Origin of the sequence: Lederbergia wuyishanensis (assembly GCF_022900255.1) — a bacterium.
GTDB lineage: Bacteria > Bacillota > Bacilli > Bacillales > Bacillaceae_C > Lederbergia > Lederbergia wuyishanensis.
In genome coordinates this window covers 125,358-143,540 of record NZ_JALIRM010000001.1, presented here as the reverse complement: position 1 = coordinate 143,540, position 18,183 = coordinate 125,358, and the positions used below count along the sequence as shown (strand labels likewise).

23 protein-coding genes are annotated in these 18,183 nt (G+C 34.5%); 13 read left to right on the top strand and 10 right to left on the bottom strand.

The window, feature by feature from the left end; translation table 11 throughout:
- Positions 1-198: 198 nt before the first annotated feature.
- The gene (locus MT489_RS00830; protein WP_244679614.1) at positions 199-777 is read right to left on the bottom strand and encodes a hypothetical protein; all 579 of its coding nucleotides are present in this window, start codon (positions 775-777) and stop codon (positions 199-201) included.
- Positions 778-956: 179 nt separating this feature from the next.
- Between MT489_RS00830 and MT489_RS00825 the strand changes: the two genes are divergently transcribed.
- Entirely contained in the window at positions 957-1,142 is a 186-nt protein-coding gene (locus MT489_RS00825; protein WP_244679613.1) for a YjzD family protein, read from the top strand.
- 36 nt (positions 1,143-1,178) lie between these two features.
- Here the strand turns inward: MT489_RS00825 and clpB are convergent, their stop codons facing one another.
- The 3 genes from clpB to yjfP all read right to left on the bottom strand — a co-directional run bounded on the left by clpB (position 1,179) and on the right by yjfP (position 5,322).
- Positions 1,179-3,785 (bottom strand): ATP-dependent chaperone ClpB, encoded by a 2,607-nt coding sequence (gene clpB / locus MT489_RS00820; RefSeq protein ID WP_244679612.1) that lies wholly within the window; start codon positions 3,783-3,785, stop codon positions 1,179-1,181.
- 111 nt (positions 3,786-3,896) lie between these two features.
- Complete coding sequence (locus MT489_RS00815) at positions 3,897-4,205, bottom strand: metal-sulfur cluster assembly factor (protein ID WP_213122934.1); 309 nt, start codon at positions 4,203-4,205, stop codon at positions 3,897-3,899.
- Between the two features lie 346 nt (positions 4,206-4,551).
- Positions 4,552-5,322: an esterase gene (gene yjfP / locus MT489_RS00810; RefSeq protein WP_244679611.1), complete on the bottom strand. Its 771-nt coding sequence runs from the start codon at positions 5,320-5,322 to the stop codon at positions 4,552-4,554.
- 300 nt (positions 5,323-5,622) lie between these two features.
- Between yjfP and MT489_RS22065 the strand changes: the two genes are divergently transcribed.
- Positions 5,623-5,748 (top strand): hypothetical protein, encoded by a 126-nt coding sequence (locus tag MT489_RS22065; RefSeq protein ID WP_307414808.1) that lies wholly within the window; start codon positions 5,623-5,625, stop codon positions 5,746-5,748.
- 13 nt (positions 5,749-5,761) lie between these two features.
- Positions 5,762-5,962 carry a DUF3813 domain-containing protein gene (locus MT489_RS00805; RefSeq protein WP_244679610.1) on the top strand — a complete coding sequence of 67 codons (201 nt, stop codon included), beginning with the start codon at positions 5,762-5,764 and terminating at the stop codon, positions 5,960-5,962.
- Positions 5,963-6,136: 174 nt separating this feature from the next.
- Here MT489_RS00805 and MT489_RS00800 read toward each other — a convergent pair whose 3' ends face one another.
- Positions 6,137-6,997 carry a YitT family protein gene (locus MT489_RS00800; RefSeq protein ID WP_244679609.1) on the bottom strand — a complete coding sequence of 287 codons (861 nt, stop codon included), beginning with the start codon at positions 6,995-6,997 and terminating at the stop codon, positions 6,137-6,139.
- Between the two features lie 139 nt (positions 6,998-7,136).
- On the opposite strand from MT489_RS00800, the gene MT489_RS00795 reads away from it, so the two are divergent.
- The 4 genes from MT489_RS00795 (at position 7,137) to MT489_RS00780 (ending at position 9,714) form a co-directional block, all read left to right on the top strand.
- Complete coding sequence (locus MT489_RS00795; RefSeq protein WP_244679608.1) at positions 7,137-7,997, top strand: DegV family protein; 861 nt, start codon at positions 7,137-7,139, stop codon at positions 7,995-7,997.
- 65 nt (positions 7,998-8,062) lie between these two features.
- On the top strand, positions 8,063-8,197 hold the full coding sequence (locus tag MT489_RS00790) for a DUF3941 domain-containing protein (RefSeq protein WP_244679607.1): 135 nt from the start codon (positions 8,063-8,065) through the stop codon (positions 8,195-8,197).
- 86 nt (positions 8,198-8,283) lie between these two features.
- Complete coding sequence (locus tag MT489_RS00785; protein ID WP_244679606.1) at positions 8,284-8,775, top strand: YajQ family cyclic di-GMP-binding protein; 492 nt, start codon at positions 8,284-8,286, stop codon at positions 8,773-8,775.
- Positions 8,776-8,853: 78 nt separating this feature from the next.
- Complete coding sequence (locus MT489_RS00780; RefSeq protein WP_244679605.1) at positions 8,854-9,714, top strand: SDR family oxidoreductase; 861 nt, start codon at positions 8,854-8,856, stop codon at positions 9,712-9,714.
- 176 nt (positions 9,715-9,890) lie between these two features.
- Here MT489_RS00780 and MT489_RS00775 read toward each other — a convergent pair whose 3' ends face one another.
- The 5 genes from MT489_RS00775 to MT489_RS00755 form a co-directional block, all read right to left on the bottom strand.
- Complete coding sequence (locus tag MT489_RS00775) at positions 9,891-11,276, bottom strand: alpha-amylase family glycosyl hydrolase (RefSeq protein ID WP_244679604.1); 1,386 nt, start codon at positions 11,274-11,276, stop codon at positions 9,891-9,893.
- A gap of 34 nt (positions 11,277-11,310) precedes the next feature.
- The gene (locus MT489_RS00770) at positions 11,311-13,344 is read right to left on the bottom strand and encodes a sensor domain-containing protein (protein WP_244679603.1); all 2,034 of its coding nucleotides are present in this window, start codon (positions 13,342-13,344) and stop codon (positions 11,311-11,313) included.
- Positions 13,345-13,495: 151 nt separating this feature from the next.
- Complete coding sequence (locus tag MT489_RS00765) at positions 13,496-13,867, bottom strand: YisL family protein (protein WP_244679602.1); 372 nt, start codon at positions 13,865-13,867, stop codon at positions 13,496-13,498.
- An 85-nt stretch (positions 13,868-13,952) separates the two neighbouring features.
- A complete protein-coding gene (locus tag MT489_RS00760; protein ID WP_244679601.1) occupies positions 13,953-14,849 on the bottom strand; it encodes a fumarylacetoacetate hydrolase family protein in 897 nt (298 codons plus the stop codon).
- Positions 14,830-16,032, bottom strand: a complete 1,203-nt coding sequence (locus MT489_RS00755; protein WP_244679600.1) for a DUF418 domain-containing protein — start codon at positions 16,030-16,032, stop codon at positions 14,830-14,832. The genes MT489_RS00760 and MT489_RS00755 overlap by 20 nt, the downstream gene beginning before the upstream one ends.
- Before the next feature lie 170 nt (positions 16,033-16,202).
- On the opposite strand from MT489_RS00755, the gene MT489_RS00750 reads away from it, so the two are divergent.
- The 6 genes from MT489_RS00750 (at position 16,203) to MT489_RS00725 (ending at position 18,164) form a co-directional block, all read left to right on the top strand.
- Positions 16,203-16,424, top strand: coding sequence for a spore germination protein (locus tag MT489_RS00750; RefSeq protein ID WP_244679599.1), 222 nt, complete (start codon positions 16,203-16,205; stop codon positions 16,422-16,424).
- Positions 16,425-16,504: 80 nt separating this feature from the next.
- Positions 16,505-16,726, top strand: coding sequence for a spore germination protein GerPB (locus MT489_RS00745; protein ID WP_244679598.1), 222 nt, complete (start codon positions 16,505-16,507; stop codon positions 16,724-16,726).
- 20 nt (positions 16,727-16,746) lie between these two features.
- Positions 16,747-17,349 carry a spore germination protein GerPC gene (gerPC, locus tag MT489_RS00740; protein ID WP_244679597.1) on the top strand — a complete coding sequence of 201 codons (603 nt, stop codon included), beginning with the start codon at positions 16,747-16,749 and terminating at the stop codon, positions 17,347-17,349.
- Positions 17,350-17,354: 5 nt separating this feature from the next.
- On the top strand, positions 17,355-17,528 hold the full coding sequence (locus tag MT489_RS00735) for a spore gernimation protein GerPD (RefSeq protein ID WP_244679596.1): 174 nt from the start codon (positions 17,355-17,357) through the stop codon (positions 17,526-17,528).
- Between the two features lie 26 nt (positions 17,529-17,554).
- Positions 17,555-17,941 (top strand): spore germination protein GerPE, encoded by a 387-nt coding sequence (locus tag MT489_RS00730; protein WP_244679595.1) that lies wholly within the window; start codon positions 17,555-17,557, stop codon positions 17,939-17,941.
- Positions 17,942-17,945: 4 nt separating this feature from the next.
- On the top strand, positions 17,946-18,164 hold the full coding sequence (locus tag MT489_RS00725) for a spore germination protein (RefSeq protein ID WP_244679594.1): 219 nt from the start codon (positions 17,946-17,948) through the stop codon (positions 18,162-18,164).
- Positions 18,165-18,183 lie beyond the last annotated feature (19 nt).

Genomic DNA, 18,183 nt, shown 5'->3' with positions numbered 1-18,183 from the left:
TCATATATTAAGACTTGGTACTAATTATAACATCGGAGCGATTTCTTGTAAATCGGGATTGGTTCTATTTCGTTTGGGGGCATTCCCATTTTATGTATTATGTAAATACTTGTCCAATTATCCCCCTTCTTTGTTTTCTTTACACTTAAGCCTATCACTTAATAATTGAAAAGTATAATAATTATAACCATTATTTTTTTAATACGCAGTCGTCTCTATATGTTCAATAATCTCATTTACAATCGAATTCGAAGATAATGAGATTTTTAAAGTGCACCAATCCTCTCTTTGATTAGTTGTGGAAAGAAGGAATTTATCTTGTTCATTGATAGGTATACAATATTCAATTACATTTGTTATATTTTCTTGTATTTCTTTTTTAAACCTTTCTATTTCTGAATAAAAGTTTGAATTTCTAAAATGAATAGCGGATGATTGAATGAGGACAATGTTTGAATTTGAGAATACATTCTCTTTGCCATATTCTTTTAATAATTGGGTGAAACGTTCTTGAATCTCTGGAAAATCTCTCTTATAAAAATCAGCAAGTGGAATGAAAAAATATTGAATTGAATCATGTTTTTCTTCGAAAATATGGTTCAAATGCTCGTATTGTAAATTAGCATTTCTTCCAATATATAACCATTTTTCTTCATGATCTTCATTCTGCCATTCAGCAAAATCTTTTGCATATACCTTATATCCTTTCTCCAGTAATTGAACACAAAGTTCGTAACCGAGAGGCTGCCTCGCCCCAAATACAACGGCCGATTTCAAGTCGTCCATCTCCTTTCTAAATATCCCTTACTTACATCCTATGCAAGTGGAGTAATGTATTACCTAGATCACAGAATTATCACTTTTACATTACTGTTATGTATGGTATGATTTTATAGGTATATCAATGTGGTAAAAATTCTTTTACATACATTTCATTTTGAATTGGGGTGAATTTTATGAAATTTGTATGGGGTTTTATTTGGACTTTTATTCTTGTCCATATGTTAACTTACGTAGCGGGATCGATGCTATCTGCCCAATATGATTTTAAAACAGCATCTATATTAGGGATTGGTGCTTTTATATTGATACTTGTTGTTTCAACAATTCTTCCACCTCCAGCTGCTGCTGAGGAACATTAAAATGGGAAAGGAGTATATCTCTCCTTTCCCATTTTGTTATTTTTGTACAGAAACTGTCAGTTCTTCATTTTCCACATCAATTAATATAGAATCATATGGGCGAACAGTCCCTGCAATAATTTCCTTTGCAAGTTTTGTTTCGATCTGACTTTGTATATATCTTTTTAATGGACGGGCACCGTAAACCGGATCGTAAGCAGAATGAGCAATAAACTCTTTTGCATGTTCGGAAATCTTTAGTTGAATACTTTGTTCACGTAAACGAAGCTGTAACTCCTCTGCCAATTTACCGACTATTCCTTTAATATTTTCAATAGTTAGTGGCTTAAATAAAATGATATCGTCCACTCTATTTAAGAATTCCGGCTTAAAAGCAGCTCTTAGTTGAGCCATCACAAGATCTTTTGTTTTTTCATCAATATGCTCTTCATTTTTTTCACGCTCTAATAAAAATGAGGAACCTATGTTTGAAGTCATAATTATGACTGTATTTTTAAAATCAATCCGTCTTCCTTGTGAATCTGTAATCCTTCCATCATCTAATACTTGAAGCAATATATTAAATACTTCAGGATGAGCTTTCTCAATTTCATCAAGCAAAATGACAGAATATGGTTTTCTTCTAACCGCCTCGGTAAGCTGCCCACCTTCTTCATACCCCACATATCCTGGAGGAGCGCCAATAAGTCTTGAAACAGCGTGTTTTTCCATATACTCAGACATGTCAATTCGAATCATATGTTCCTCACTATCAAATAGTGTTTCAGCTAGTGCTTTTGCTAACTCGGTTTTCCCTACTCCTGTGGGACCTAGGAAGATAAATGAACCAATTGGACGATTCGGATCCTTGATTCCAGCGCGTGCACGAAGAACTGCATTGCTAACTAATTCAACAGCTTCATCTTGGCCAATTACTCGTTTATGCAATATACTTTCAAGCCTTAATAGCTTTTCCCGTTCACCTTCTACTAACTTTGAAACAGGAATCCCTGTCCAGCGAGAAACGATATCTGCAATTTCATCTTCAGTCACTTCTTCTTTTACGAGACGGTGTTCATCTTCTTGATGCATTTGTAACTTTTCTTCTAATGTCTTTAATTCTTTTTCGACTGAAGGTATTTTTCCATGCCTAAGTTCCGCGGCTCGGTTTAAGTCATACTCATTTTCGGCGTCTTCCAAATCTCTACGCAATTTCTCCAGCTCTTCACGTTTATCTTTTATTTGTAATATCTCATCTTTCTCTGACTGCCATCTTGCTTTCATTTCATTTGCCTTTTCTTTTAAATCAGCCAACTCTTTTTGAAGAATTCCAAGTCTTTCTTTACTCGCTTCATCTTCTTCTTTCCTGAGAGCGGCTTCTTCAATCTCGAGCTGCATAACTCTTCTTGTAATATCATCAAGTTCACTTGGCATCGAGTCAATCTCAACACGAATATTGGCACAAGCTTCATCAACAAGATCAATCGCTTTATCAGGTAAAAAACGATCGGTAATATAACGATCTGATAATGTTGCAGCTGCGACAAGTGCTCTATCATGAATATTGACACCATGGTGAATTTCAAATCGTTCCTTTAATCCACGTAAAATTGAGATTGTATCCTCTAAAGTCGGCTCAGGAACTAATACTTTTTGGAAACGTCTTTCAAGTGCAGGATCTTTTTCAATATAAAGTCGATATTCATCAAGTGTCGTAGCTCCGATACAATGCAGTTCTCCCCTAGCTAGCATAGGCTTTAACATATTTCCTGCATCCATAGAACCTTCAGCTTTTCCCGCTCCAACAATCGTATGGATTTCATCAATAAAGAGAAGAATTTTCCCATCACTTTTCTTAATTTCCTGTAAAACTGCTTTTAGCCTTTCCTCGAATTCCCCTCGAAATTTTGCACCTGCTATAAGGGCACCCATATCTAGCGCAAAAATGGTTTTGTCTTTTAACCCTTCCGGTACATCTTTCCTAACAACTCTTTGAGCGAGCCCTTCCACGATAGCAGTCTTTCCAACACCGGGCTCTCCAATTAACACGGGATTGTTTTTTGTTTTTCGAGAAAGGATACGAATTACATTCCTAATTTCATTATCTCGGCCAATTACAGGATTCAGCTTTCCAGATTTTACTTCAGCTACTAAATCCCTGCCGTATTTTTTTAATGCTTCATATGTTGCTTCTGGATTTTGTGATACCACTCGCTGTCCCCCCCTCACTTTTTCAATTTCAGCACGTAAATGTTGTTTCGTTATTCCATGTTGAACTAAAAATATGGCGAGTTCATTTCCTTTTTGTTCCATTAATGCGAGTACAAAATGTTCAACAGATAAGTATTCATCTTCAAAGGATTCTTTTTCTTTCTCAGCATGATTCATAAGATTTTGTACATCAGAACTTAAGTATTGACCGCCTTTTACGCCCGAACCTGTTACTTCCGGCTTTTTATTTAGTACTTCATTTATTTTATGTTGTAATGCACTTTTTCCTAATCCTAAATGTTCGTATAAATTATTAAGGAGACTATCATCTCGATCTGATAATGCTTTCCAAATATGGACAATATCAATTTCCGGATGATTGAGCCTTATGGCTGTTCGCTGCGCTTCTGCAAATGCTTCCTGCATCGTCGTAGTCATTTTACTTAAATCCATTGAAATCATCTCCTTAGTTGAAAACATATGTAAAAATAGCGGAAAGCTTCTTATGAAAAGGAGCATTCCGCTATTTTTTAAATGTGGGTACTTAATAACGGCGTTCCTTTATCATGTTACGCCAAGTGCAATTTTAGCATATCGTGACATTTTGTCTTTTGTCCACGGCGGATTCCAAACAATGTCAACTTCTGTTTGTTTAACCTCAGGAATATCTGCAAGTGCAGCTTGTACTTGATCGACAATTATTGGAGCCAGTGGGCAGCCCATAGAAGTAAGCGTCATCGTCACTTTTGCAACGCCCTCATCGTTAAGGTCTACATCATAAACTAGACCTAGGTTTACTATATCAATACCCAATTCAGGGTCGATCACTTGCTCAAGAGCGCCGTAAATATTTTCCTTCAAAGCCTCATCCATTTCAACACACTCCTTCACGAAATAAAATGCTTCCCTTACTATCATACCAAACATGAAAAAAAAACAAACTGAAATGAACTTATTATATTAACAATGTTTTTGTGTATTAGACTCTGTCAATATATGGTGTTAACAATTTCGATTTACCACGTAAAAACATTAGGATTAAACTAACAAAAGGTTTGTCTTATATACACTTTATTTTGTACAAAAGATTCACATTAGCAAATGATGCGTCAAATACTTTATGTTGGACAGAGGGCTTCACAATATCAAATAGTTTGACCAATATACGCTAATTGTGGATAAAGGCACCACGCTAACACCAATTTGTCCTATATGCTATTTATAATAAGTGCTTTTCAAACCAATCCACTGTTTGTAATAGCCCTTCCCTGCTTACTTTATGATCGGCTTCATTTTCAACAATAAATTTCAAATTGAACGGATTTTTTTCATAATCCGTTTTAATATTTTGATAAAAATTATATGTAGGCTGAAAAGGAACTACTGGATCTTTTTTTCCATGCCAAAACATTATTGGTCTTCCCCGAAGTTTTTCCGGCTGATTACTTAAATCATATTTTTTCAATCCTTCATACATTTTTTCTAACTCTTCTTCTGGCAAAGACAAGCTTGGATTTGATTTTTTAAGTTGGTCAATTTGCGCTTTTGCAAATGCCACATAATGAGGACTTCCCATTAAGGATACGGCTGTCTTAACCCACTCATATTGTGTAAGAGCACCTAATGTAATAATACCGCCCATCGAAGTGCCGGCTAAGCCAATTTTTTCAGAATCTGCTAACCTTCTTCTAACAAAATCGGCTTTTATTTCCTCCAATTCGGAAATCGTGTTCATAACGATATCCCAAAAATGATACATTATTGTATCATCATTTCTTCCATTATTTCTTTCACCATGAAACATGGCTTCAGGTAGGAGAACACGAAATCCTTTATCCGCTAAGAGATAAGCAAAATGAAGGTTATGTTCTTTAGCAGAAGTAAATCCATGGACAAATATAATAAGCGGTAGCATCTGTTCTTCATTTCCGTTTCTTACTACATGTAGTAACGGAATATCATTTACTTGTTCTTTTCTAATTTCAATCACGATGCTATCCCCTTTTCCCTTTTTTCTTTCACATATGCTCTTTTCTTAAACATTGTTGCTATTTTATATTAATTGAAATTATCAGATGAAGCTCAACACTTAGTTACTCTGATGAGAAAAGAGCTGTGTCCTTCATAAAAACAGCCTTCATATAACATATTAGCACTCCTTTTTTGGGAATTTCAAAAAATGAGCTTAGAACTACCATATCTTTCACGTGTTTTTAACAACCAAATTACAAATAATACGATAGAACGTAAGTAAACGTTCCCTTTCCAATTCTAATGAGGAGTGATACGTGTGGGTAAAAAGAGTAAATCAAAACGTTTTATCATACATGGTAAGAATTCAATAGAAAAACATGCAGAACGTTTTCCATACAGATCAACCTTAGAGGAAGCGGAAAATAAAATGAGGAATCTCTAGGAGGTAGTGAGTAGTGGGAAACAGATTATTCCAGGAAGCTCGGGATTTTGTTGAACACGCAGAAGAACTCTTCCTAACAGGAGGTTCCACAGACGAAAAGGAAAGTGCCTTACAAGTAGCGAAGAACGCCCTTTCCTCTGCCTATGCCAATTCGACGTTCGCCGAGCAAGAGCAACTTCGTGAATTTCAAAAGGTACTTGATCGTCTTCAATAACATTCAAAACGGGAGTCCTTCTCCCGTTTTATTCATGCTATATTTATTTAGGAATAATTCCCGTCACCCCTCAATGGTTCCAAATCTTTGTGCCAATCTATCTCAGTAAAAAAAGCATCCAAAAATTGAACTATAAATGTTCCTTCCTCAAGAATATCGCCTCGGGCTATGTTATTAATCTTTTCTAAAAAAACCAAAAACAGCAGTTGTTTGAACAATATTTGTAAAAGCTTTCGGATCAACCTTTTTAACAATTAGTTCGAGTTCGTATAATTCATAACGTGTAATTACAATCATCATCATTTCCTTTTGTTCATTAGAAAAAGCGCCTTTTGCTGGTACGACTGTTATTCCCCTTACCATACGAGCATGGATTGCTTCCTTTAGTTCAGCAGACTTTTTCGTAACAATCATTGCTGTCAATTTCTGATGCCTTGTATGTATTGCATCAATTACCCTAGTAGATGCATATAGCGAAACTAATGTATAAAGCGCCTTATCCCAACCATATATTGCTCCAGCTGTAGCGATAATAATTGCATTAATGATAAAGAAATAGATCCCTACTGGCTTATCCTTCATACGTGAAAGAACCATCGCAATTATATCTAATCCTCCTGTTGAAGCTCCAACTCTTAATGTAATACCGATTCCGACAGCTGCAATCACCCCTCCAAAAACTGCATAGAGTAATATATCATTTGTTTTTGCTATGACTGGAAGAACCTCTAAAAAAATACTCATTAACAAAACTGAAATAAAGCTATACATTGTGAAAGATTTACCTACTTTAAGCCAGCCCAAAATGACTACCGGCAAATTGAATAGTAATATTAGTATTCCAGTCGATATGTGAATAGGTGTAAAATCAGATAAAATATTTGAAACTAGCTGAGCTGCTCCTGTTACACCACTTGCATAAACACCTGCTGGGATTAAAAAATAATTTAATGCAACGGCATTTAAAAAAGCACCGATTAACACAACTACAAAAATTTTTGTATGAGTCCTAAGAGAAAATTGTTTTTTCACCAACAACCATCCCCTCCTTCTTTTTTCCTATAAACGATTGTACTTTTCATATAAACTCGGTACACTAAAAATATGGAATAATTTTCTGAATAATATATACCCAAAAAATTTAACATTATTTTCCCACAAGAGGTGAATTTTTATGTCAATTAAACTATTTGCAGATAGCGCATCAGACTTGCCATTATCTTTTTTTCAAGAACATGATGTTCAATTAATCCCACTACAAGTACATATTGATAACGATGAGTATAAAGATTTGCTAACGATTCAACCGGTAAAGGTATACGAAGAAATTCGTGCAGGAAAAATGCCAAAAACATCGCAGGCTTCACCACAACAATTTGAAGAATTATTTACGAACTTAGCAAAGTCTGGTGAATCAGGACTCTATATAGCCTTGTCTTCAGAGCTCTCAGGAACATATCAAACATCCGTTATGATTCGTGATCAAGTACTAGAAGAATACCCTAGTTTAGATTTAACAATCATTGATTCAAAATGTGTTTCTCTTGGTTATGGATTAACCGTTATGTCTGCTGTTGAACAAATTAAAAAAGGTACTACAAAAGAAGAATTAATTAAGAATATCACATTCAAAAGCCAACATATGGAACATTTATTTACAGTTGAAGATTTAGATTTCCTTGCTAGAGGTGGCCGACTTTCTAAAGCATCCGCTTTTCTGGGCGGATTGTTAAATATAAAACCTCTATTACATGTTGAAGATGGTAAACTCGTACCAATCGAAAAAATTCGAGGAAAGAAAAAACTCATTAAGAGAATTCTAGACGTGATGGAAGAAAGAGGCGTCGATCTAAGTAACCAGACAATAGGGATTAGTCACGGTGATGATGAAATAACAGCTCTTGAAGTAAAAAAGATGATTGAAGATCGATTTGGAACAAAGAACTTTTACATTAATATTATTGGTTCTGTTATTGCCGCTCATGCAGGTCCAGGGACATTGGCCATTTTTTTCTTAAATGAAAAACAAGCATAATATTTTTCTCTAATAGTGGGAGATACTACTATTTAATAAATCCCCTATTGAAAGGAGAAAATATAATGCGCTACAATACATCTGATAATGATAAAAAGCCAAGAGACAATCAAGCTGCACGCGAAGAAAAGAACCTTTTAAGAGAAAAGAATCTCCAGGAAGGTAAAGACAAATACTCTAAAAAAACAGATCACCTATAATACTTTGATTAGCTGTTTTTCTATAGTCTTGTTGGAACGTTGCAAATCAACTATAATGGTGGAAAATGGTGCAACGGAGGTAGAAAATGGCTAAGGAAAACTCTTTTGATATTGTCTCTAAAGTCGATATGTCAGAAGTCACTAATGCAATTAATATTGCCTTGAAAGAAATCCAAAATCGGTATGATTTTAAAGGCAGCAAAAGTGACATTAAACTTGAAAATGAAGAACTTGTTCTTATTTCTGATGATGAATTTAAAATGTCACAACTTAAAGACGTGTTGATTGGAAAATTAATACGGCGTGAAGTACCAGTTAAAAATCTGGATTATGGAAAAATGGAAAATGCATTTGGTGGAACTGTACGTCAACGTGCGAAAATTGTTCAAGGCATTGATAAAGAAAACGCTAAAAAAATTAACACTCTCATTAAAAATAGTGGATTAAAAGTAAAGAGCCAGGTTCAAGACGACCAAATTAGAGTTACTGGCAAAAATCGAGATGATTTGCAACAGATCATTAATAGTATCCGTTCTGCAGATCTCTCGATAGATGTACAATTTGTAAATTATAGATAAGAATAAAAAACAAGTGGACGGGTATATCAATGTATATATCCGTTCTTTATTTTTATCAATCTTTTTAGGAGTGATCACATGAATAATGAGAAACAAACGATGCCTAAGCAAAAACAAGTACAGCAACCCGGTCTCGAAACGTTAATGAACCCTGAGCCAGAATCAATTAAACCATCTTATAAAGGCAGTGGAAAGCTAGAGGGAAAAGTTGCTATCGTAACAGGTGGTGATAGCGGCATTGGAAAGTCTGTTGTTCTGCACTTTGCTAAGGAAGGTGCAGATATTGTTATTTGTTACCTTGAAGAGGAGCAAGATGCAGAAAATACAAAAGCACTTGTTGAAAAAGAGGGCCGAAAATGTAAATTAATCCGAGGAGATGTAGGTCAAGAACAGCATTGTATACATGTAATACAACAAGTGATGGAGGAATTTGGAAAAATTGACATTCTTGTAAATAATGCTGCGGAACAACATCCTCAAAAAAGTCTATTAGACATTACCGAATCTCAACTTGAAAAAACATTCCGTACAAATATATATGCGTATTTTTTTCTAACAAAAGCTGCTCTCCCCCATTTAAAAGCAGGGAGCTCCATCATTAATACAGCATCAATCACTGCATATGCGGGAAGCCCAGAATTATTAGACTATTCAGCGACAAAAGGTGCGATCGTTTCATTTACAAGATCACTATCAAAATCACTCGCAGCACAAAGAATTCGCGTAAATGGTGTAGCACCTGGTCCTATCTGGACACCACTTATCCCAGCTACATTTGATGCAGAGAAGGTTAGTAAATTTGGTGGAACCCAACCATTAGGTCGTCCTGGACAACCTTCTGAATTAGGTCCTGGTTATGTTTACCTAGCATCCGATGATTCCAGTTATGTTACTGGCCAAATGCTTCACATTAATGGCGGAGAGGTCATTAATGGCTAACTAGAAAAGTGAAAGGTGCATAACTTAAGCGACAAGCAATTGTTCCTGGAAGGATTTCATACTCCTTCCTTAAAGCAGGTTCTCATTTTTGAACTCCTACTGATAGTGTCAAAATTTAGACAGTGAAAGCCTAAGTTAACTACCTAAAAAAATGAAACCGTCAAGCCTTGACGGTTTCACTTTTCTTCTGGATTCAATTTCTTTCCGCGTTTCCATGTTATATACATAAAGAGAATAAAGGCTGCAAACACAACAAAAATTGATAAGATGAATGGGATATTATATCCACTTTTTTCTGTTAACTTATAAATTTCTGCTGATTCGCGCTCTATCGCGATTTTGTAATTGCCATTATTATCAACTCGTACTAAGTCTGTTCCAAGTAATCCTCGTAATTCTTTATTACTCTCAAGTTTATCCTCATGGAGGGTAACACTTTGATCGGCACTTGTGTTATTAATGGCAACTACTACTATTTCTGAATTAAATTGACGTTTAAAAACGGTCATCCCGTCTTTTTCGTACAATAATTCCATCGTACCTCTAGTCAACGCCTTTTGATGATTTCGAACTCTACCCAAATCAGCAATATAATCAATAATCTCTTTATCTGTTCTGAAATTCATCATTGGAGTATTATCTGGTGATTCACCACCATTAACTGCAATTTCTGTTGCGTAATACACAACTGGAATCTCAGGTTGCGTATATAAGAAGCTAAGAGCTACTTTCCATCTAGTAACAGGATAAGTATTATTATTTACCATTTCTCTTGTGTATCTATCTGTATTCTGATTATCAAAAAAAGCTTCCCTTAATCCTGATGTGGAGTGACCGTACGAATTTAACAATGCTGATGCGGAAACATCTGTTTTAGAGTAGGCATCACGTAATGGTCTTACTAAAGAACTATCAGAAATACTAGTAAATCCTGCTTCACTGTATTCGTTCATTTCTTCTTCACTTAAGTTACTAGCAGCCCCTGATAAATAAAAATTATCCTTAAAGCTCGATATGTCAGAAAGAACCTCTTTCCAAAATAGTACAGGCTTTGCATTAATATTTGTCATTTTAAACCCATCAATTTTTGTTTCATTAATCCACCATTTTACAACATCAATGATTTCATCGGTACCCATTTCTTTTTGAATAGGAAATTCCAATATGATACGCATATTGTTTTTATGAAAAAAATCAACTAATTGTTTAAATTCTTCAATGCTACCAAAATGTTCATCCGTATTATAATAATCCTTAATCCACGCTCCATGGTATCCACCATCTTCATTGTCAAAAATAGGTGAAAGCTGTATAGACGTAAATCCCATCTCTTTTAAGTAATCCAATTTATCTTTAATTCCTTTAAAATCTCCGCCTTGGTAACTATTAGGGTCGGTCAAATTGACATCAAAATCATTGTTATAATCGCCATTATTAAATCGATCGACCATTAAAGAATAAATAATTTCATCTTCCCAAGATTTTTGTTCATCAGCATGAACATTTATAGCAGAAAGTAGTAAAAACGTAGAAAAAATGAAGCATAAAACTTTTTTAAACAATATTATTGCCTCCTGACAACATTAAAAACGTATATTAATAATATAGCTTTGACTTTAAATCAGTACTATAATACCATTCTTCAAACTTTTTTGGTGGCATTGGTTTCTCGACAAAGTAACCTTGTATATAATCACATTTTAATTTTTTTAATAAGGTTAATTGTTCTTTTGTTTCAACGCCTTCAGCAACTACATTTAATCCTAGACCATGTCCCATCGTCATTATGGCATTTACAATAGCATATTCTCTTGAGTCTGTTTTAATATTATTTATAAAGGAACGATCTATTTTTAATCGATGAATTGGTAATTGTTTCAAATAACTTAAAGATGAATATCCTGTCCCAAAATCATCAATTGATATGTTTACACCTATTTCATTTAGAATATGCATAGTATTGATTGCTTCCATAGTATGGTTTAGCATGGCACTTTCAGTCAATTCTAAATGTAAATATTTCGCTTCAAGTCCTGAGTATTTTAATGCTTCTTTAACTTCTTCTATGAAAAACTTATTCTGGAATTGAAAGGCTGAAACATTGACCGAAATACTTAAGTTTTCAATTCCTCTTTGATGCCACTCTTTCGTTTGTTTACATGCATTTTTCAAAACCCAGTTTCCGAAAGAATGTATTAAACCAATCTCTTCGGCTATGGGAATAAATTGTATCGGCGGGATTAATCCATACTCCGGATGGTCCCATCTAAGTAATGCTTCACAAGTAGAAAGATTTCCCGTTTTAATATCAATAATCGGCTGGTACGCTATATATAGCTCATTATTTTCAAGTGCTTTCCTTAAACTGCGTTCGATTTCTATTCGCTGCCATGTTTCTTTATTCATTTCTCCCGAGAAAAAAACAATTGAACTTCCACCTTGTTGTTTTGCTCGATTCAATGCTGCATCTGCATTCTTCATCAAATTAACATTATCGTTGGCATCTGTAGGATATGTACTAATTCCAATACTTGCTGACACATACAATTCCTGATTTTCAAAATGCAATGGCATTTGGATGGATTGCAATAATTCCTTACCAATTTGCAACACTACCTCTGGTTCTGTCCCATCTGGCATTATTATAGAAAATTTATCGCCACTAAATCTTCCAAGGTAAGCATCTTTTGGAATTAATGAAAATATTCTTTTTGCAATTGTCTTCAATATTTTATCTCCGGATTTATGACCGAGCATATCATTGACGGTTTTAAAGCGATCTAAATCTAGAAACATAATGATAAATTCACTATTTCCCTTTCTTGCTTTTGTGATTCTTTTTTGAAGAATCTCATCGAATTTCATACGATTTGGAAGTCCGGTATCAGCATCGTAATATGCAATTCTCTCCATCTTTTTTTCTATTTTTCTTTGCTTTGTAATATTACGTCCAATGACAAAAACCTCAACGGTCTTATCCTGAACATTAATAGGAATCATATGGATAATAAAAGTAGCCAAATCTCCTGTTTTAACGATTTGATTAAGTTCAAATTGAACGGGGATTCCATGAACTGCTTTTATAAAATACCTTTTTATTGGTACATCTTTAGCAGTAACATAATCAAGTGCAGATTTATCTTTTATTTCATTCATGTTCAATGCAAATGTTTCTTTAAATGCAGTATTAATACTTGTGAAACATCCGTTTAAATCAGTAGTAAAAATGATATCTGGTATATTCTCAACGATGGAAAAAAAGTATTCTTTTATTTCATTATATTTTTTTGATAAATTGATATATTGATTTGTTGTGATATTAAGTAAATCAGCCATCGCTGAATCATTTTCAATGTGATTTACTTTTTCATGATTAAACGTTTCAGTTATTGATCCATAACGATTAAATGTCAATGAGGCTTCGTCTATATTATATGAATGTACTGGAATAAACACGGAATTAGGCAGAAAATTCAATAGAAATTTTTTTAATTGATTAATTTCTGTACTCTCCCAATCTGGTAAAGAAGCTTTTATTACATATAATTCATTGCTCGCAAAATTTTGCGTGTTCATAAAATCAAGCAAATCGTTTTTGTCTTTATATATATAAGTATATGATTTACTCAAGTTGCCCTTCACCACCGCTGTATCAATTTCGACATTTTTTGCCATAATCTTTAACTTTATTTTAATGAACTATTGCCTAAAAGTCACCAAAAAGAAAAATGTAAAAACCATTTACGATGGTTTTTACATTTTTCATGGTAAGACTGAAAATTTATGCAAACCAGTTCCAATTTAGCGGCAGTTTAGCACCTAAATAGAATGTAATAATGAAAGCAATGATAAGGATAGACCAGAATAGCACTGTCTTTTTACCAAGCTTCAATCGAATTAAAACCATTTCCATCATTGCGATTACTACTATACCAAATAAAAACTTTATTCCGTATAAAGCGGGATTGAAGCTACTATGTTTTGCAAATAATATGACTCCTGTTGCAATGATCAATAAGTAAAAAACACGTAATATCATTTGGACAATATTCGTTGCTTTTTTATTACCTGCTTTGTGTAAAAATACTGCAACGATAAATAAAATAATTGCAATGGCCCATGTAGTAATATGCGCGTGTGTATTATCAAACATTTTTCTTTCCTCCTTCATTCAGTTCAAAGTGGCATAATTTCTCTAATCTTACCATATTTTTCTTGAGCCCACATTTATTGATGAATTATTTCACAATATTGTTCAATTTACCAATACCCTCTACTTCAATTTCTATTACGTCCCCTTGCTTTAAAAACCTTGGTGGTTTAAAGCCTTTTCCTACTCCTGCTGGCGTTCCTGTAGCAATAATATCTCCAGGCTCAAGCGTCATACCTTGCGACAACACCGAAATGACTTCTTCAACAGGAAAGATAAAATGTTCGGTATTTGAGTTTTGACGAATTTCTCCATTTACCTTTGTCGTTATATTTAAATGGTTTGGATTGTTTAAGTCATCTTTGTGGACAATCCATGGTCCCATAGGACATGACGAATCTAAACTTTTCCCAATAAAGAATTGCTTATGACGCTGTTGTATATCTCTTGCAGTTATGTCATTTAAAATCGTATAACCAAATACATATTCAAGTGCATCTTGTTGAGAAATCTTTTTTCCCTTTTTTCCAATAATGACGGCTAACTCACCTTCGTAATCTAGCTGGTCAGTAATATCTGTATGGGCATCAATTGGATCATTATGTCCAATCACTGTTGTCGGGGCTTTTGTAAACACCATAACATGTTCGGGTATATCAGCTTCACTCCCCATTTCAATCGCATGTTCACGATAATTTTTACCAACACACATAATATTTTTTGCTACTCTTGGTATTGGGGCCAACCATTTTATTTCAGAGAGTGGGATTAAATATGAATTGTTTTCGTTGTTATTTCCCCATTCTAATAGCTTTTCAACATTTTTTATAAAATGCTCTCCTTCTTCAATACCTTTGATTAAGGTTGAGGAACATGGCAACCCACTATCTTGAGAAATTGAAATCAGATCCCACACACTTGATGTTTCAATATCAACTACACCAAATCTTTCTTCATCATTCAGTTTAAACGATACGAATTTCATTTTTATCACTCCGTTCTTTCTTTCGTCTTCCATAAGTTAACATTCTCCACAATTTTTCTACCGGTCCATACCTAAATTTTGATAGCCATATTTCTGCAAATATCACTTGGATCACATAAATGGCAAAAGCAAGTAAAGTACCGGTTGCCATGGAAACTTCACCATATAATCCTAGTCCATAATTATAAAAAATAAGTGTTCCAATAATGGACTGTGATAAATATATGGTAATAGACATTCTTCCTGCAGATGCAAATGGTTTTAATAACTTTTCCATTGGCCTATACGACATTAATAGTACAATGACAGCTATATAGGCTATTCCTAATAATGGACCTCCTATCATATCTTGTATATATTGAATACTTATCGTTAGTCCAAATAAAAATGGCAGAATTTTTACGAATAATGCTATAGGCAAACTTGTTAGTAAAATAATGATCCACTTTTTTCTCTGAACGTTAGCCTTTTGCAGCCATTCCATTTTAGCTGCTCCTGCACCTATCATCATTAAAGGCAATATCATAAAAAGATATATAAAAAATTCACTCGGTCCATTATTCATAGACCAATCAGCTATACGTTGCATTGTAATATCAGCAAAAGTGCCATTTGCATATATTTCGGAAGATTGTTGAAGGCTTACAATATCGATATAATCAGTAAGCGATTCGGAACTGAAAAAAGATGCAAGCATTATTAAAGCTCCAAAAAAGAGCTGGGGTAATAAATAGAGAATTGCGCCGAGTCCCATTAATAATGGTCCCGACAATCGTAACAACAACAACAAGACAAGTCCCATCGTTGCATATGTAATTAAAATGTCACCATACCAAATCAGAAAAGCGTGAAATATTCCAAACAATAATAAAACAAGTAATCGTCTTACACTAATTTTCCAAAAGGTGTAGCCCTTTTTATTCAAGCGCTCTTGCATAATGACCATTCCATAACCAAACATCATCGCAAAAATAGGATAAAAGCTCGCTTGAACGAAAATATCAATCCACATATATACTGTTGCATTATCATATTGCCACCATTCATACGGATTATAATAACTGAATGGTGAATGAAAACTAATCATGTTAACAAGTAAAATACCTAACAATGAAATTCCTCTTAAAACATCAATTGAGTGAATCCGCTCATCTGGGCGGATTGGTGCCAAACTTTGTTCCATTTCCCTTCTCCCCCACGTCCCCTATACATCCAATATTATAGATTTTATTCTTTTACATTTTAACCCCTAGGCAGTTTAATCACAAATCCTTATGCTCTTCATATGATAAAGTGATCGTTGTTAGGTAAAGTGACTAAAAATATTCTAATATAAAAAGGATGTGAACGGCGATGCCAGCTTTTGTAGGTGCCGTTCAAATTGCTAATATTTCATCCTCCGGGGTTTTTAATATTGGGGATGTATTTCAAATCCAGCCCATATCTTCCACGAAAGTTTTTGCGGGTGCTGGATCTTTTAATACGGCAGATCAAGTTAAAGTTATTAACGAATTATCATCTACAAATACGTTTGATGCAGATTTAGTTGATCAAGGAATAGGATTTACCTTATAGGAATATCATGCTAAACGCGTAATGATAAGTTTACTGAGGAATAAAAAAAGACTAGATACTTCCAATGGGAGGGATATTCTTTGATCATTAATGTTCAACAATCGATTCATATTCATATGATTAAAATTGGAGGAATTACTAACTCCTCTGTACTACAAATCGGTACAACAGGAATTATTACAGAAGCTTCCAATTTATTTAATACGGGTGGTTTTACAGCTGCTGCACCTTCTACTATCGCTGAAGCAAAAGAAGGAGCTATGGGTGAGGCAATAGAGCATCCGATTCTAGTACCACTATAAAATTATGAGGCGGAGATGACATGGATCTAAAATTATATCTTAAACAATTACATGATTATGTCGTTTGGCAACAACAGGAAATCAATCGACTGCAAGAAACCATGGCTCAGTTATCCGCGGATATACAAAAATTAAAAGAAAAACCTTCAGTAACAGTAGAGAGGCTAGAATACAAATTTGACCAATTAAAAGTGGAAACATTGGAAGGTACATTAAATATCGGTCTAAATCCAGCAGATTTAAATAACATTGATGATTTTTCCGCTGTACCGAGTATGAGGAAAGAAAAAAATCCAGAAGAAAATCAGCAAATGAAAACAAATCTCCTTGAAAAATTGAATGAATATGTTGAGCAGCAATTAGATGCCATTATACATGATTCAGAAAGCCAAATTGGTATTCAATTGGAAGAATCCTACTTCAACTTAATAAAAGAAGATATACGTAAACAATTGCCAACACGTGCAGAACATTATCTTCATTTTTTCAGCACGAGAACGAATGAAAATATGACGAATGAACAGCTTTTTGAAAAAATGTACAAAACAATCGTTGCTGATATTAATAATGGGGTTCACACTTTTATAGCTCAAATGCCTCAAAATAGAAAGGAAGGAAAATAATCATCATGGAACTCAATGTCATAAATCGGGAATTAAACGTAGGGGAAATTCACGTAATCGGGGTAACGACTTCAGCGTTACTTTTAGTCGGTGATGCGAACACAATTCAACTTGCCTCTACATTTGACACACCTGCTGAATCTTTAATCATCGGACCATTTGTCCCACTTTCCAGGTAAGACAAATGTGGGGACGAAATTCCGTTGTGCAGCATATACTGGTATATAGTATTCTTTCAAACGGGGTATTGGAAATAGGGGATACTGTATTTTTACGTCCTTCAACACAAGCTCTTGCAGTCCAAAGACAACAAGAATTATATTTTGGGAAGGAAGCAAACTACCAGCCTCGTATTTTTTCAGAAAATATACCCATTCCACCATTCGCCTTTCCCCCACCATTTACTAGGAAATATCATGAAAAACCAAATATATGTGTAGGGAGGATTTCCATAAAAGGGATTTCTACTTCAGGTATGGTTCAAATTGGAAATACAGAACACGTTTATTCGGAGGCAAAGGTAGACCATATACGGCAGCTTTCAGATCGAGCAATCCGCCCTAGAACAAGAGTAGAGTTACGAAGGGACTGATTTTATGCCAGCCATAGTAGGGCCAGTTCAAATTGTTAATGTTGGTGGTGGGGTTGTTCATTTTGGGGATTCCGCAGTTATTTCTCCGAAAAGCGCTTCAAAGACAAGTGAAGGATCGGGATCTGGTAATACAGGCGGGTTTATCATAACTCTAAATGGAGCTAGTGTAAATCCAACAGTTGATTCAAACTTAGTTGACCAACCAACAATTGGAAATAATTAAAGGCTGAACCAAATTTGGT